The sequence below is a fragment of the Vibrio sp. S12_S33 genome (assembly GCF_963889785.1).
Classification (GTDB): domain Bacteria; phylum Pseudomonadota; class Gammaproteobacteria; order Enterobacterales; family Vibrionaceae; genus Vibrio; species Vibrio aestuarianus.
In genome coordinates this window covers 49,704-66,011 of the sequence record NZ_CAWPQZ010000012.1, presented here as the reverse complement: position 1 = coordinate 66,011, position 16,308 = coordinate 49,704, and the positions used below count along the sequence as shown (strand labels likewise).

The following is a 16,308-nucleotide window of genomic DNA, read 5'->3' as shown; positions in this document are numbered from 1 at the left end:
CGCTTTTACGACACTTTATGGAACGCTACGAAACCGTAACTCATTGATTTTGATAAATTTTAGATAAGAAAAAAGACGTCCTGAGACGTCTTTAAACTTGAATGTGGCGGTGAGCAAGAGATTCGAACTCTCGATACGTTGCCGTATACACACTTTCCAGGCGTGCTCCTTAAGCCACTCGGACAACTCACCGTATTTGATCGTGTTAACTGTATCAGTCAACGAGGCGCTAATTTAATGATTATGGAGAGGCAGGTCAAGCCAAAATCTTAAAAAAATCCACACTATCAGCGCGTTTGGTTACTTATTAGCTTATTAGTTGAAATCAACGACAATAGCTGCGTACTAAACATGCAGTTACATACTTTGGTAATAGCCTGGCACACGGAACCAGCGGCGGCACATATCCAAGAAATAACCATATAACACACCCATTCCACATGAAACGATAGCGTTACTTGAAACAGCCGTAATAATTTGTTCTGTTGATGCCCCAACAACCAAAAGAATGGCCGCATAAACAGGTGATTGGAACAAAACGAATGCAATTAAATCTGAAATACTCTTCATTAGGTTTGAATTCGACCACTTCCGCCCTAAACGTAAAACGAAATCTCGAAACACGCCATAAGGCCATGCGATAGCAATGTTGACAGGAATCGATAATGTTCGAGATGCTAACGATTGTTCAAAAGTCATCCCAGAGATAAAAATCTCAATGATCATCCCAGAAACAAAGCAAAAAACGACCATTGCAAATGTGTCAGCAGCAGCATGACGAATACAAAATGGGCCACGAACTTTCATTACCTTCCTCAACAACATATATATCTACAAAAATCACCCACAGGCAACACATAAAACTAGGTCATAGCAAAAGACCAGCCGATAAGGCAATTAGAACATATAAATCGCAGATTTAATCTCCAATTTTAATTGAGTTAGGTAAATTTATAACCAGTTTTGAAATTAAAACTAGAATCTAACGCTAATTTTTAAAAAAATGTTAAATTAAACGATATTTTAGTCACTTATTAGTAAGTTAATTACAAAAATCAGCAAGTAAAACGGTTAAGAAATCCACTTGTTGTGTATTGGGTAGCTTATCGTTTTCTAAGCTAATTTGGATACTCTGCAAAGCATCATGTAATGGCGATGACTCAGCAACGCAAACGTGCGCAGCTAACTTTTTGACGGTGGTTAATGCCAACTCAATTTCTTGATTTTCAATCGCCATATGAAAAGTAACCAGTGACTCTTCTATCAAACCAACAGCCATCTGCATTGAGGATTTTGGCTGAAATTGGTACAGCTTTTCAGCGTATTGATAAAGTGCGTCATCAAGTTCATTTTCATGAACTGGCTTCGCGATAATATAGTCTGCACCCGCTGCTAGCATTCGCTCTCGAGTTTCTTTGAATACATCAGCGGTACAACCAAAAATTAATACATTATGACTATTTTCTGATAGAGACCTGATACAAGAAATGGCTTCGATGCCATCCATTACTGGCATATGGTTATCCATTAAAACAAGATCGAATCGCTCTTCAGTGAGTGCCTGTACGCCCAGTTCACCATTTTCAACACAGCGGCAAATAAAACCCTTATTTTTCATAAAAGTCTCAATGATGATCGAATTCGTTCGATTATCTTCGACGATTAATGCTTTAAGGCCTTGATAGTCAAGTTTACGATGATTTTTCACTTCAGTTGGAGCAGCCGAAGCCTCTTCAATAGCGAGCATGACATGAAAACTACTACCGATACCGACTTCACTCGCTACCGTTATATTACCGTTCATAAGCTCTGTTATCTGTTTGACAATTGCCAGCCCTAAACCTGTACCACCAAAGCGCCTTGTGGTTGACGATTCAGCTTGTTCAAAGGGTCGAAATATCTTTTCTTGCGCTTCTTTAGCAATACCAATCCCAGAGTCTCTAACACGAATAGATAAATAGAGTTGCTCATTGACCCACTCTTCTTTTAAGTAGACATCAATGAAACCACTTGATGTGAATTTAACGGCGTTGTTCAGTAAGTTAAATAAGATTTGTCTCAGTCTCGCTTTATCCGAGAAGTACCAGCGATCGCTCGCTACCTCGTTATGGATATTAAATTGAAGCCCTTTTTCATTACACAAGGTGTGATAGACACTTTTGATACTGCCAATCAATGAATCAAGTGGGAAACGACTATTATCGAGTTCTAAATGACCTTGCTCGATCTTTGAAAAATCAAGGATCTCATTCAATAAGGTCATCATATGCTCACCTGACTCATACAAACTATTCAAGTTTTGTCGTTGTTGAGCCGAAAGTTGAGTTTTCAATAATATTTGCGCTGTTCCGAGTACACCATTCATTGGGGTTCGAATTTCATGAGACAACGTCGCTAAAAATGCGCTTTTAGCTCGGGTTGATGCTTGAGCTTTCACCTTTTCCGCTTCAAGGTAGACCGTTTTCTGATTAAAAGTATCAACTAACTGCCGTATTTCATCATTACTGCGGTAAGGTATCTCGATAATGCCACCTTCTTTTGAGTCAGCAACCTTTTTCGCAATAACGACGATTGGTGTAATCAAATATTTGTTTAATAAGTAATAACCAATCATTACACAGGCTAAAAGAAAGGGAAAAATACGCGCTTCTACATTAGTGACCAGCTCATAAACCTCATCATTCACTAAACGGTTAGCGTTTATCACGTCAACTTGCCATTGAAAATCACCAAAATCAAAACGACTGATATATGCTCCATTGCGAATGTTGAAGTTATGTTCAGAGATGATGGAGCCATCAGAATCACTGAGCGACACACCGAGATCATATCGTTCTGCTTGAGCAGCAAGAAGCTTAGTTAAGCCATGTAACGAGATATCAACAGTAGCGACACCAGCGAACTCTCCGTTGACATAGTATGGCGAAGAAGCGGTGATCATTTGAATATGGGTATAAGAATCAATGTAAACTTGTGACCACGCCACACTTCCTAATGGCTGCCCTTTTACCTCGGTATACCATGTCTCTTTATCGTACCCGCTCACTGTGGGATTATTCCAAGAGAGTAACTTGTCGACTTGACCATCAGATGCTCGGTTATAAAACAGGCTACTATATTGTTGAGCGGGATCGACACTATAAGGTTTTGGCCATAGCCCGCCACTCACAACGATATTATCGAGTATCGAGAACAGTGAATGTAGCAGACGGTCTTGCTCTGCTTGGCCGTTTGCAGACTGTCCAATGCTGACGACACTTTGCAGTATGCCTATTGAATTATTTAGTGGTTCTCTAATTTGTGCAGACAATATTTCAGCACGTAGATCTAAATTTTGTTTGAGTTCAGCACGCAAAGGAGATTCGACAACCCAGTAAGTAATCGTTCCGATGGTTGCAATAAAAAAACAAAGATAAAACGCCAATGCGGTGATGCTTTTCTTTCTAAGTGAGCTACGTACTTTCATAAGCCTTTGAACTTTTTCTTTTGTACAAATTATAGTGAAGAATCCTGCCATGCAAGATATTGATTGTATGAAACAAGCCTTTACCGCAATAACTTTTGTTAAATTGGCATACAACGACTATTTAGAGTTAAGATACTGCTAATTATCTAACAACTTATGGACTTTGTTTTGACCTTACAAACACTCCTATCGCAACTTGAATTAGAAGATAAGCTATTAAACGAAGCGAAAACACGTGGTTTTGTGACAGCAATGGCTTCTGCTCCAAATACTCTACCTCCTGAAGAATGGTTACCCTTCTTGTGGGGAGGTGAAGAAGTTGCACCTTTTACAGATGGTGAACAGCTAGAAACGTATTTTCAGCTTGTTATTGATATATGGAACTTATATCGCCCTGCTTTATTGAACGCCAATTGGGCATGGCCAGAAGGCTGTTCCTTAGATGAAGAAGAAATTGTTACGGATGACGTCCGTGATTTCTGTGAAGGGTTTTTACAAGGTTGGCAACTGGCACGAGACGACTGGGAAACCTTGATGCCTGAAGATAGCCAAGACAATGCACTACTTGGTGGCGTACTACTGTCTTTAAGCATGCTGTATGACCCAGAAACATCATTAGTAACGCTTGCTGAACAAGGCCTACAAGGGTTAGATCAATTTGAAGAGATCTACAATGCAATACCTGTAATGCTGTGCGGCTTAACCCAACGCGGCGTACAGTTAACTGAAAACCAATAACGGTAGCTTTAATTAACTTCGTTAATGGTACTCACATAAAAAGGCTCCTTGGAGCCTTTTTTGTATTGCTTCAAGTTAAGACTAAGCATTACCTTTAACTTGAAGGTTTAACTGTTCAGCGAAATCTAACATGCGATTAAGTGGGATCAGTGATTTTAATCGCAGTGCTTCATCGACAAAAATTTCGTGATCATCGCCACCTTCTTTGAGCGCAGCTTCAATAGCTTTAAGGCCATTCATTGCCATCCAAGGGCAATGCGCACAACTGCGACAAGTCGCCCCTGCTCCTGCGGTTGGTGCTTCAATAAGCTCTTTCTCGGGCACTAACTGCTGCATTTTAAAGAAAATGCCTTTATCCGTTGCTACTATCATCTTTTGCTGAGGAAGAGATTTTGCCGCTTTGATCAATTGGCTTGTCGAACCGACAGCATCCGCTAATTCAACCACGCTGGCTGGCGACTCTGGGTGCACCAATACGGCCGCATCAGGATATAGAGATTTCATTTTGCGTAAAGCGTCTGCGGAGAATTCATCGTGGACCACGCATTCGCCTTGCCAAAGTAGCATCTCTGCACCAGTTTTATTAGCAATGTATGACCCCAAATGGCGGTCTGGTCCCCAGATTATCGGCTTATCTTCTGTGTCTAGGTGTTCTACAATTTCAAGAGCAATACTCGATGTCACCACCCAATCCGCTCTTGCTTTTACAGCAGCTGATGTATTGGCATAAACCACGACGGTATGATCAGGATGAGCATCGCAGAACTCAGTAAATTTATCAGCAGGACAACCCAAATCAAGAGAACATTCAGCCTTTAGTGTTGGCATTAGAATGCGTTTTTCTGGGGTTAAAATTTTCGCTGATTCTCCCATAAAACGAACACCAGCAATGATTAGCGTACTTGCTGGGTGACGGTTGCCAAATTTCGCCATTTCTAATGAATCACCGACAAATCCCCCCGTTTCTTCTGCCAATGCTTGAATTTCAGGATCGGTATAATAGTGTGCAATTAGCACTGCATCTTTTTCTTTTAATAACTGTTTAATGCTAGCGGTATAAGTTTGCTTTTCTTCAACCGTCAAAGTAATAGGTTTAGGTGGAAAAGGATATACAGTTTCAATGGTGTCTAAAATGTGGCTCATTGCTCTTGCTCTATGCAACTTCCAAGAATTCGAGCATTGTACACCCGAACCTAAGTGTGAATCAAAAGTGATTCTTGTAACAATAAGCAAAAAAAGAGGCCTTCACGACCTCTTATTATTAATTCAAATTCTCTTTGGCAACATTTGCCGAAGCACTGGTCGGGTATTCATCAATGACTTGTTGATAATACTTGTTCGCTTGGGCTAAATTATTGTTACGTTTAGCAATATCACCTAACTTCACCAATGCGTCTGCACGTTTATTGGATTCGCTATAGGTGAGCACGGCTACAAAGCTTTGCGCTGCTTCCTTGTCTTGCTTTTTAGCAAAATAAAGTTGTCCTAACCAATAATATGTATTAGAGGCAAAGTTTGAATCAGGATAATCTTTTTGGAACTGTTGGAACGCCGCAATGGCACCGCTGTAGTCACGCTTCTTCAGAATCAAATCAACTGCATTCTGATACGATGTTTGTTCGTCCACATTGTTGCTGAATGTACCTTCCACTGCCGCATCAGGCGATGTAGTAGGAGGTGCACTACCCGTAGTTTTCATTTCACTACGAACACGGTCTAGTTCAATGAACAATTCACGTTGGCGCTCTAGCATTTGCTGCATATCATAGCTATTGCGCTCAAGCTGCCCACGTAATTCACTTATTTCTAAGGTCATATCGTCAAGCTGTTGCTGCATTTTCAACTGCACACGGTTGCGGTTTTCAAGCAAGCGTTCAAGACGCTGCACATCCGTTTCAGACGAAGAGTTTTGAGCGCGAGTGGCGCTAGAAGAAGAACTATTGCTGAGGTCAGATACTGGAGCTGGTGCAGCGAGCGTAGCGCTCGCTGCACTTGCCAGTAACGTAAGCGTAACAATGCGCTTTAAGTTACTGAACATGAGGCAATCCTCAATTAGTACACTAGAACAGCGCGGCGGTTCTTCGCGTATACATCTTCAGATTGACCTAGAAGAAGCGGTTTTTCTTCGCCGTAGCTGACAATAGTGATTTGCTCAGCTTGAACACCTAGCGCTTGCAAGTATTTAGCAACAGCTTGTGCACGACGCTCGCCTAGTGCGATGTTGTACTCAGGAGTACCACGCTCATCAGCATGACCTTCGATAGTTACTTGCATCGCTGGGTTTTTGCTTAGATAAGCCGCATGTGCAGCTAACATGTCTTCGTAGTCGCCAGCAATTGTCGCGTTATCGAATGCGAAATAGATGGTTTGAGTTTCACGAAGAGCTTGTTCTTTTAACTCTTGTTCAGAAAGTTGTGCATTCTCATCGATCGGGGAAACAACCGTTGTATCAACGTTGTTTGCTGAACCTGAAGTAGACTGGTTAGTTTCAGAACCAGAAGCGTTAGTTGCTTCATCGCTTGAACTACATGCAGTTACTGCAAGTACTGGTAGCGCAATTAGTAGCCATTTAAGAACTTTGTTAAGTTGCATCTTATTTTCCTTACTTTTTATTACTTACTTGCTATAAAAACGGTGACCACGCAGGAGCTCTAACGCGCCCATTTGTTGCCGGTAATCTAGCTTTGAAACGCCCATCTATAGACACCATCGAAAGTACATTCGTTTGGTTATAAATTGAGCTGTATATGACCATGCCGCCATTGGGTGCAATACTTGGAGACTCATCGAGCAAAGTCTTGGTAAGAATTTGCACTGAACCTGTTTCCAAGTCTTGTTTTGCCAGATTAAAACCAGAATTACTTCGATTCACCATCACCAAGAATCGACCATCAGGCGTAATTTGACCACCTAAATTTTGGCTGCCTTGCCACGTAATACGGTTGGTCGAACCATTGGTCAAATTTACTTGATATATCTGTGGTTTACCACCCCGATCCGAAGTAAATATTAGAGATTTACCATCAGGATGCCAGAATGGTTCCGTATTATTTGATCTGCCACTCGTTATTGGTTTCAGTTTACGAGTAGCCAGATCCAAAGTGTAAACCTGTAAACTGCCGGTTTTTGAAAGCACAAGAGCTAAACTCTTACCATCAGGTGAGAACCTTGGAGCGCCATTATGACGAGGATAAGACGTAATTTTTTCTCGTTCGCCAGTGTAGATATTCATTAAGAATATTTCTGCTTGGCCATTTTGAAAACTGACATAGGCTAATTGCTTGCCGTCTGGTGACCATGCAGGAGACATTAGAGGTTGCTTAGAACGTAAAACCAATCGCTCGTTATAGCCATCATAATCAGCAACCCTTAGCTGATAAGGGTACTGCTCTTTATCGTTGACTACAACGTAAGCGATACGCGTTAAAAATGCACCTTTATCGCCAGTTAACTCTTCATAAACAAGATCTGAAATTCTATGCGCGTACTCGCGCATGCGGTTCGCAGGAACTGTCGCAACTTTATTAAATAGCACATGATCTTTAGAAAGTACTAGCTGCCCGTCATTGCTCAGAGCTTTGCTTTGACCTTGGGTCAATTGACCGCGCACTACATCAACTAACTGATAGTTAATGACGTACTGACCATCCGCATTTTGCGTAATGTGGCCAGTCAGTAGTGCATCCACCCCAATGCGGCTCCAAGCATCGAATTTGATATCTGTTTCGCTGTATGGGGTTTGCGGCATTTTACTGGTTGCAACAGGGCTAAATTTACCACTGCGTTGTAGATCAGAAGCGATAACTCCTGAAATATCTTGAGGAAGTTTTGTTTTACCTTCCCACTTAAACGGTACTATCGCAATTGGTCTTGCCGAGTTAACACCATCGGTAATAACAAGCTCCAATGCTGCGTTAGCAAACTGTATACTACTTGTCAGTACAAGTAAGCATCCTAACATCAATCGCTTTAACACAAGCTCTTCCTTATTTACTCTGGTTCTACAGTTAAATTAATGTTCTTCAATTTATCGACTACATCGGGATCATCTTCTGGTAATGGAAACGTCCCTACTTGGGCAACTGCACGCTTTGTTGCAGCGCACAATCGTGAGTCTCCATCAACAATATTTAAGTTACCAACAATCGCCCCTGTTCCTGTTGGAATTAGGCGTAAATTCACCTTGCACTGTTTACCTTTAAAACTATCTTCTAGTAGTAAGTTTTGCTGGATAAGCTGGGTGTATATTGCTCCATAGCGTTGCGCTTCACTCATTACAAATTGAGAACGTGCTGAGCTATTTTGCTCGGTCTCCGTTTCTAAACCTGAAAAAATACTATTTAAAGCCGCTTCTTGCTCTTTACGTTCACGCTCTAGGCGTTCTAGACGTGCCTTTTCTTTGAGGGCTTTTTCTTGAGCCTCTTTAGCGGCCTTCTCTTTAGCTATACGCTCCTTCTCAGCTCGCTCTGCCGCTTCACGTTCTTTGCGCGCTTTCTCTTTAGCTTCAGCGGCCGCTTTTTCTTTCGCTATACGTTCTTGTTCCGCTTGTGCAATTGCGGCCTGCTTCGCTAGGCGTTCTTGCTCGGCCTTCTTGACCGCCTCTTCTTTGGTTTTTCGTTCTATTTCGGCTTTAGCAGCTCGTTCCTTTTCTTTGCGTACTCGCTCTTCTTCAAGTTTACGCTCTTGCTCTTTTTGAACGCGCTGTTTTTCTGCTTCTCTCGCCGCTTTTGCTTCTTTCGCTTGCTGCTCTTTGAGCTTTCTAATCCGCTCTTCTTCTGCCTTGCGATTTTTTTCCAATTGTTCACTTTCTCGACGTAATTTATCGAGTCGGTCTTGCTCTTTTTTCGCTGCGGCTTCACGTTGACTACGAATTTGCTGAGCTTGCTTTTGAACCAATTGAGGATCAATCACAACAGCCTGCACCATTTGTCCCGTTGGTTCAGGTTTCGATAATGTGAAATCAGTGCCCCACAACAAAACAACGATCAGAACCACATGCAAAATAGTGGAAATGATGATTGGCTTTTTGTAGTCGTTGTTTTTGGACTTATTATCTTTCATGAACAGTACGAACTATCCCTTTATATCGGTTAGTAGACCCACTTTCGGAATACCTGCGCGACTCAATTCATCTAAAACTAGTACGACTTCCGCATAGGGCGTTGCTGCATCACCGCCCACAGCAACAGGTGAGTTTGGTTTTAGTGAGAGTTCAGCTTTGACTCGAACAATAACATCCTGCAATGACAAGCCTCTTTGAACCTCTTCATCATTGACGCTAAGCCCTAAATTACCTTCTTTATCTATCTCTACGATAATAAAGCTGCTATCGCTATCCCCAGCAAGTTCGGATGCTGGCTTTGCAGCAGAGGTTTTAGGTAGCTCGACATCGACACCCTGTGTCACAAATGGCGAGGTCACCATAAAAATAATCAGTAACACCAACATCACGTCGATGTATGGCACAACATTAATTTCTGCGGTCAATTTGCGTTTTTTACGCTGATAACCCACCATGGTTTATTCCCTACCCGCCATAGCTTGGCGATGAAGAATACTGTGAAACTCTTCTGAAAATGTCGCGTAGTTATGCTCTAACTTGCTCACTTTATTGCTTAATCGGTTGTAAGCCATCACCGCTGGTATTGCAGCAAATAGGCCCATAGCGGTTGCGATCAGAGCTTCAGCGATACCTGGGGCAACCATAGCAAGTGTCGCCTGCTTGACTTCACCTAACGCAATGAATGAGTGCATAATCCCCCATACCGTACCAAAAAGGCCAATGTATGGGCTGATAGAGCCAACGGTGGCTAAAAATGGCAAGCTAGTTTCCAATTCATCCACTTCGCGCGCAACAGCAACACGCATCGCTCGGCCAGTTCCTTCCATGATGAAGTCTGGTGAGGCTGCATTGGTTTTACGTAAACGCGCAAATTCAGTGAAACCTGAATAAAAAATTTCTTCAGTACCTGAAATTTCATCTTTGCGCTTTTTCACATCTTGGTAAATTAAAGATAAATCAGTTCCAGACCAAAACTTATCTTCAAACGAATCTGCACGTTTCTCTGCTTGAGAAAGAATTTTGCTGCGCTTGATGATCATCGCCCATGAGACAATAGACATACCTAAAAGGATAAGCATCACCATTTTTACTAATATGCTAGCTTGCAAAAACAGATCAAAAATTGAAATATCAGCGGTCACTAGGTGTTAACTCCAAAATTATTGATTGAGGCATCGCCTTGGGCCTCATGCTCTGATTGTCGACACATGCTACCTTAACCATGGCTTTACACAACACTTTACCTTCAGGATTGACAAGCTCTTGACAGAATGTCAGAGAAGCTTTTTTCAGCTCAGAAATGTTCGTTACAACATTCAGCATATCATCTAAACGAGCCCCTCGTAGAAAATCGATGTCGATATGTCTGACGACAAAACCAATATTCTGAGTAAGAAGAGTATGCTGAGAGACACCAATAGAGCGGAGCAGTTCGGTTCTCGCACGTTCAAAGAACTTAAGATAGTTTGAATGATACACGACACCACCGGCATCAGTATCTTCATAATAAATGGTTACAGGCCATTGAAAGCCCGAGGCTGTATTTTGCACAAACATTCCAATACATATACAGATTGAGTTCGTTACTATAACGCAACTCGTTATTGTTAGTACAAGGATTGAATAGACTTTTCTTAGAATGGATACAAAAAATTAGTGCTGCCTCAAAGAGACAGCACTAATGTGGATATTTAATCGGCACTGAATCAATGCCTAGACATAAGTAATATCTGCTCTGCTATCCTCTTCCCACTTGCAGCTAAAGCTTCAAATTGGAAGTGCATCTATCAAACCAGCCTAACAACCGTTAGGTAGGTTAATATTGAAAGAGAGATATAAGGGCTAAACAACAGTTGCCAAACCCATTTACGAGGCTTAAAGCCAACCCCAAACACCATGCTTGAGCACAATGCCCAAATCAGCAAGGGGCTGATAATGGCGTTGAACCCACCAATACTATGAGAATATTGTTCCGGGTCCCACATCACCATCGCAACATGATAAAAGCCTAACACCAATGACAAGACCCTTAATGAGGTCTTGTCAGTTAGCTGATGAAGCTGAGTCACTTGCAAAGCAAGTTTACTCACTGTCTTTGTCCATCATTTCTGTATGCTCTAACCAAAGAGCGTTGATGATACCAAATGCACAAGCTAGCAGTACACCTAGAATCCATGCGAAATACCACATATCTATCGCTCCTTAGTAAAGTGAGTTTTTGTTTTCTTCGATGAACTTGCTGTCAAGACGACCAAACATCTTGTAGTAAGTCCATGTCGTATAACCCAGGATGATAGGAACCATCACAAAAGCTACTGCAGTCATCAAGTTCAGTGTTAGCTCACTTGAAGTCGAATCCCACATCGTCAAGCTATTACTTGGTACTAAGCTTGAAGGCATAATGAACGGGAACATAGCAAAACCAGCGGTGAAAATAACACCCGCATTCGCCAAACTAGAAGCCAAGAAGGCAATACCACCTTTTTCAAAGCGAGAAGCCAGCACGGCAATTAATGGCATCACAACACCTAAAGCAGGCGCAGCCCACAACAATGGATAAGCTTCAAAATTAGCCATCCATGCGCCAGCTTCACGAATCACTTCTTTGTTTAAAGGATTCGATGCTGCGCTAGTGTCAATCACACTTGTAATCACATAGCCATCGATATTCTGAATCCAAAAGCCTGCGGCGACAAAAGTAACCACAACCAGCAAGCCCATCAGCTGTGCAACATTGCGTGCGCGCACATGAACTGAATCGGTCGTTTTCATCTGTAACCACGTTGCACCTTGTAGCACAATCATGAATAAGCTAACCAAGCCACAAAGTAGTGCGAATGGGTTCAACAAACCAAAGAATGAACCATGGTATGTCGGCATCAAGAAATCATTCAATTGGAATGGTACACCTTGAAGTAGGTTACCAAACGCTACACCAAAGATAATTGGCGGAACAAAACCACTGATTGAAATACAAATATCCCAAGTGCTGCGCCATTTTGGATCTTCAATTTTTGAACGGTAGTCCAAACCAATCGGACGCAACCATAACGCTGCTAGGGTTACGATCATCGCTAAGTAGAACCCAGAGAATGATGTTGCATAAACCAAAGGCCAAGCTGCAAATAGCGCACCACCAGCAGTGATAAGCCAAACTTGGTTACCATCCCAGTGCGGAGCAATAGAATTAATCATTACTCGGCGTTCGCTATCATTTTTACCGATAATTGGTACAAGAGCGCCAACGCCCATATCAAAACCATCGGTAATCGCAAAACCAACAAGCAGCACGCCAATAAGCACCCACCAGATTAGTCGCAGAATTTCGTAATCAAACATAATCGTATCTCCCTGCCTATGCTTCTACTTGGCGGCTAACTTTGTCTTCAACAGAGTTTGCATTTTGCTCAAAATGGTAACGGCCAGTTTTTAGGCTGCTAGGCCCTTTACGAGCAAATTTCACCATCAGGTAGACTTCGGCAATCAAGAACACTGTGTAAAGTGCAAGAATAGCAAACAGTGAAGTCCATAATTCGCCAAGAGTTAGCGCTGAAGCAGCGATATTAGTCGGTAATATTTCACCAACAGCCCATGGCTGACGGCCATATTCAGCAACAAACCAACCCGCTTCAATCGCAATCCACGGTAGCGGAATACTGAACAGCGCCGCTTTAAGTACCCATTGTTTTTGTTCGATTTTTTGACGACATGTTTGAACAAATGCCGCACCAAACACAAACAACATCACAAAACCAACACCGACCATCAGGCGGAATGACCAGAATAGAGGCCACACAGTCGGAATTGAATCATCGGCGGCCGCTTGGATTTGCTCTTCAGTCGCGTCAGTCACTTTGTCGGTATAACGCTTAAGAAGTAAGCCGTAACCCAAGTCACCTTTCACTTCATCAAACGCATCCATATTCGCTTGAGATTTTTCACCCGCACGCAGCTTTTCAAGTAGCTCATAGGCATACATACCATTACGGATGCGATCAACGTGTTCATCGCGTAAGTCACGTAAGCCAGTGACTTCCGTATCAAGCGAACGGGTGGCGATAATACCCATCACATAAGGAATTTTAATCGCATAGTCGGTGTGCATTTCGTCTTGATTTGGTAAACCAAATAAAGTGAAAGCCGCTGGCGCAGGTTCAGTGTGCCACTCAGCTTCAATAGCAGCGAGTTTCACTTTTTGCACTTCGCCTACTTCGTAACCTGATTCATCACCAAGCACGATAACAGACAAGATAGCCGCCATACCAAATGAGGCTGCGATAGCAAATGAACGACGAGCAAACGCAACATCACGACCTTTTAATAGGTAGTAAGAACTGATGCCTAGAATGAACATTGCACCCGTGGTGTAACCAGAAGCAACCGTGTGAACAAATTTCACCTGTGCAACAGGGTTAAATACAACTTCCGCAAAGCTCACCATTTCCATGCGCATAGTTTCGAAGTTGAATTCAGCACCAACAGGGTTTTGCATCCATCCGTTCGCAATCAGAATCCAAAGCGCGGAGAAGTTAGAGCCCAGTGCAACCAACCAAGTCACGGCTAAGTGTTGACGTTTTGAAAGTCTATCCCACCCGAAAAAGAACAAACCAACAAAGGTTGATTCCAAGAAGAAGGCTACAAGAGCTTCAATTGCAAGAGGGGCGCCAAAAATGTCACCTACATAGTGGGAATAGTACGACCAGTTCGTACCAAACTGAAACTCCATCGTAAGGCCGGTGGCCACACCTAGAGCGAAGTTAATACCAAAAAGCTTACCCCAGAACTTTGTCATGTCCTTATAGATTTGCTTATCGGTCATTACATACAAAGATTCCATGATGGCTAAAAGAAAAGCCATACCTAGAGTCAATGGAACGAACAGGAAGTGATACATCGCTGTGAGTGCAAACTGCAACCGCGATAGATCAACTACGTCAATCATGGTAACTCCTTTGTGCCGGCTGAATGACACTTTTGACATACATTGCAAAAACAAATCATCTAATATTAAACAAACTCAGTAGGTGTTGAAAAATAACATTGATTTGTTGCAAGCATGTATCGTTATGGTTAGTTAATTGTTAAGCGTCAGCTAATATAGCTAGAACTAATATTACTGCTAAACAGTGATTGTTTCAAAAAATTTATAGGAGAAAAAAGCCTTGATTTACATCAATTTTTACAATACACACCTGCACACAAAACAAACAACCTGATCTGGATCAATCAAATGTCACATATGTTGTAATTTTTAGGTAAATACCATAAGAAAATAGCAATAATGAATTAACAATTTGGTACGTATATTAACTCTTGAAAGAAATATGGGATTTGATAAATGCTATTTAAGTCACAATTTTGCCTTCGAAAACAAAAAGAAACCAAAATTGTAAACTTATTTCTCAATTCCGAAATGTAGATAAGCGCGATCAGTTGCAATGCGTCCTCTCGGTGTCCGCTGTAAATAGCCTTGCTGAATAAGAAAGGGTTCAAGTACATCTTCAATCGTATCTTTTTCCTCACCGATTGCAGCGGCTAGGTTATCTAGGCCTACGGGACCCCCACCGAATTTATCAATGATTGCAAGAAGCAGCTTACGATCCATATAGTCAAAACCTTGGCTATCCACATCCAGCATATTCAGGGCTTTGTCAGCCGTATCGACACAGATGTGACCATTGCCTTTGACTTCAGCATAGTCACGAACACGTCTTAGCAAACGGTTAGCGATACGAGGCGTGCCACGAGCACGTCTTGCAACTTCAAGCGCCCCCTCAGATTCCATTGATAACCCTAAACAATCGGCGCTTCGTTGAACAATATGTTGTAAATCTGCAATGTTGTAGTACTCAAGTCGCTGAACAATGCCAAAACGGTCGCGCAACGGTGAAGTGAGTGAACCGGCCCGCGTTGTCGCGCCGATCAAAGTAAAAGGAGGGAGATCGATTTTTATGGAGCGTGCAGCCGGGCCTTCACCGATCATGATGTCGAGTTGGTAGTCTTCCATTGCCGGATACAATACTTCCTCAACCATAGGACTCAAGCGATGGATTTCATCAATGAATAGTACATCGTTCTCTTCAAGATTGGTCAACAAAGCCGCTAAATCACCCGCTTTCTCTAACACTGGACCCGAGGTAGTACGAATATTCACTTCCATCTCGTTTGCCACAATATTAGCTAATGTAGTTTTACCAAGACCTGGAGGGCCAAAAATTAATAGGTGATCTAATGCTTCACTGCGCAATTGTGCAGCTTTGATGAAAATTTCCATTTGATCACGCACGTGGTCTTGGCCACGATAATCCGCCAGTCTTTTAGGACGTATTGCGCGATCAATAATTTCTTCGTCTTTTGGGATAGGGCTATTTGGAGCAATCAAGCGATCAGCTTCAATCATACCATTGCTCTCAAGGCTTCTTTAATCAACGCTTCACTTGTCATATCAGGCTTGGCCACTTGTGAAACAACCTTCGAAGCTTGTTGTGGCTTATATCCCAAAGAAAGTAGCGCGCTAACCGCCTCTTCTTCTGCATTTTGAGTCACAGATTCTGGGCGGTGGACATCCATTGGTGCAGCATCGCTTGCCGGTGTGAAAAGATCTTCCGCTCCCCAGCCTTTAAGACGGTCTTTCATTTCAACAACTAAACGTTCTGCCGTTTTCTTACCGACCCCAGGCAATTTCACTAATGTGGATATATCTTCACGTTCAACACAAGCAACAAACTGGCTCGCCGTCATACCCGAAAGTATTCCTAAACCCAATTTAGGTCCTACGCCATTGGCTTTAATAACTTCTCTAAATAAAGCACGTTCTTTCACTGTGTTAAATCCATACAAAAGTTGTGCATCTTCACGTACGACAAAATGAGTATAGATGATCGCTTCATCACCGACTTGAGGCAATTCGTAGAAGCAACTCATGGGCATTTGAACTTCATAGCCGATACCAGCAACTTCAATCAGTAACTCGGGGGGCTGTTTTTCAATTAGAATGCCGCGAAGACGTCCAATCACAGGAAATTCCTTTGAGAATAGGGTT

Annotated in this window: 17 protein-coding genes and 1 tRNA gene; 1 reads left to right on the top strand and 17 read right to left on the bottom strand. The window is 42.3% G+C overall.

From position 1 onward, the window contains the following. Nucleotides 1-104: 104 nt before the first annotated feature. The 3 genes from AACW06_RS07985 to AACW06_RS07975 all read right to left on the bottom strand — a co-directional run bounded on the left by AACW06_RS07985 (nt 105) and on the right by AACW06_RS07975 (nt 3,466). A tRNA-Ser gene (locus AACW06_RS07985) sits at nt 105-192 on the bottom strand. Between the two features lie 165 nt (nt 193-357). Next, on the bottom strand, nt 358-807 hold the full coding sequence (locus AACW06_RS07980) for an L-alanine exporter AlaE (protein WP_192074669.1): 450 nt from the start codon (nt 805-807) through the stop codon (nt 358-360). 235 nt (nt 808-1,042) lie between these two features. Further along, entirely contained in the window at nt 1,043-3,466 is a 2,424-nt protein-coding gene (locus tag AACW06_RS07975) for a hybrid sensor histidine kinase/response regulator (RefSeq protein WP_192074668.1), read from the bottom strand. A 156-nt stretch (nt 3,467-3,622) separates the two neighbouring features. Between AACW06_RS07975 and AACW06_RS07970 the strand changes: the two genes are divergently transcribed. Next, the gene (locus AACW06_RS07970; RefSeq protein WP_443263092.1) at nt 3,623-4,204 is read left to right on the top strand and encodes a UPF0149 family protein; all 582 of its coding nucleotides are present in this window, start codon (nt 3,623-3,625) and stop codon (nt 4,202-4,204) included. An 81-nt stretch (nt 4,205-4,285) separates the two neighbouring features. Here the strand turns inward: AACW06_RS07970 and nadA are convergent, their stop codons facing one another. From nadA to ruvA, 14 genes are all read right to left on the bottom strand, one after another. Then, nucleotides 4,286-5,347, bottom strand: a complete 1,062-nt coding sequence (gene nadA, locus AACW06_RS07965) for a quinolinate synthase NadA (RefSeq protein WP_192074666.1) — start codon at nt 5,345-5,347, stop codon at nt 4,286-4,288. Between the two features lie 118 nt (nt 5,348-5,465). After that, nucleotides 5,466-6,242: a tol-pal system protein YbgF gene (gene ybgF, locus AACW06_RS07960; RefSeq protein ID WP_192074665.1), complete on the bottom strand. Its 777-nt coding sequence runs from the start codon at nt 6,240-6,242 to the stop codon at nt 5,466-5,468. A gap of 14 nt (nt 6,243-6,256) precedes the next feature. After that, entirely contained in the window at nt 6,257-6,796 is a 540-nt protein-coding gene (gene pal, locus AACW06_RS07955) for a peptidoglycan-associated lipoprotein Pal (protein ID WP_192074664.1), read from the bottom strand. Nucleotides 6,797-6,827: 31 nt separating this feature from the next. Further along, nucleotides 6,828-8,165: a Tol-Pal system beta propeller repeat protein TolB gene (gene tolB / locus AACW06_RS07950; RefSeq protein WP_202884000.1), complete on the bottom strand. Its 1,338-nt coding sequence runs from the start codon at nt 8,163-8,165 to the stop codon at nt 6,828-6,830. A 29-nt stretch (nt 8,166-8,194) separates the two neighbouring features. Continuing rightward, nucleotides 8,195-9,265, bottom strand: coding sequence for a cell envelope integrity protein TolA (gene tolA / locus AACW06_RS07945; RefSeq protein WP_192074662.1), 1,071 nt, complete (start codon nt 9,263-9,265; stop codon nt 8,195-8,197). Between the two features lie 12 nt (nt 9,266-9,277). After that, complete coding sequence (gene tolR, locus AACW06_RS07940) at nt 9,278-9,721, bottom strand: protein TolR (RefSeq protein ID WP_053310052.1); 444 nt, start codon at nt 9,719-9,721, stop codon at nt 9,278-9,280. A 3-nt stretch (nt 9,722-9,724) separates the two neighbouring features. Beyond that, complete coding sequence (gene tolQ, locus AACW06_RS07935) at nt 9,725-10,408, bottom strand: protein TolQ (protein WP_192074661.1); 684 nt, start codon at nt 10,406-10,408, stop codon at nt 9,725-9,727. After that, nucleotides 10,398-10,823: a tol-pal system-associated acyl-CoA thioesterase gene (ybgC, locus tag AACW06_RS07930; protein WP_192074660.1), complete on the bottom strand. Its 426-nt coding sequence runs from the start codon at nt 10,821-10,823 to the stop codon at nt 10,398-10,400. Before ybgC ends, tolQ begins: the two co-directional genes overlap by 11 nt. 230 nt (nt 10,824-11,053) lie before the next feature. Then, entirely contained in the window at nt 11,054-11,356 is a 303-nt protein-coding gene (gene ybgE / locus AACW06_RS07925; RefSeq protein ID WP_176246243.1) for a cyd operon protein YbgE, read from the bottom strand. After that, the gene (gene cydX / locus AACW06_RS07920; protein ID WP_000270285.1) at nt 11,349-11,456 is read right to left on the bottom strand and encodes a cytochrome bd-I oxidase subunit CydX; all 108 of its coding nucleotides are present in this window, start codon (nt 11,454-11,456) and stop codon (nt 11,349-11,351) included. The genes ybgE and cydX overlap by 8 nt, the downstream gene beginning before the upstream one ends. A gap of 12 nt (nt 11,457-11,468) precedes the next feature. Continuing rightward, nucleotides 11,469-12,605: a cytochrome d ubiquinol oxidase subunit II gene (gene cydB, locus AACW06_RS07915; protein ID WP_192074659.1), complete on the bottom strand. Its 1,137-nt coding sequence runs from the start codon at nt 12,603-12,605 to the stop codon at nt 11,469-11,471. A gap of 16 nt (nt 12,606-12,621) precedes the next feature. Beyond that, complete coding sequence (gene cydA, locus AACW06_RS07910; RefSeq protein WP_192074658.1) at nt 12,622-14,208, bottom strand: cytochrome ubiquinol oxidase subunit I; 1,587 nt, start codon at nt 14,206-14,208, stop codon at nt 12,622-12,624. A gap of 453 nt (nt 14,209-14,661) precedes the next feature. Then, nucleotides 14,662-15,666: a Holliday junction branch migration DNA helicase RuvB gene (gene ruvB / locus AACW06_RS07905; RefSeq protein ID WP_192074657.1), complete on the bottom strand. Its 1,005-nt coding sequence runs from the start codon at nt 15,664-15,666 to the stop codon at nt 14,662-14,664. Further along, nucleotides 15,663-16,283 (bottom strand): Holliday junction branch migration protein RuvA, encoded by a 621-nt coding sequence (gene ruvA, locus AACW06_RS07900; protein ID WP_192074656.1) that lies wholly within the window; start codon nt 16,281-16,283, stop codon nt 15,663-15,665. The genes ruvB and ruvA overlap by 4 nt, the downstream gene beginning before the upstream one ends. Nucleotides 16,284-16,308 lie beyond the last annotated feature (25 nt).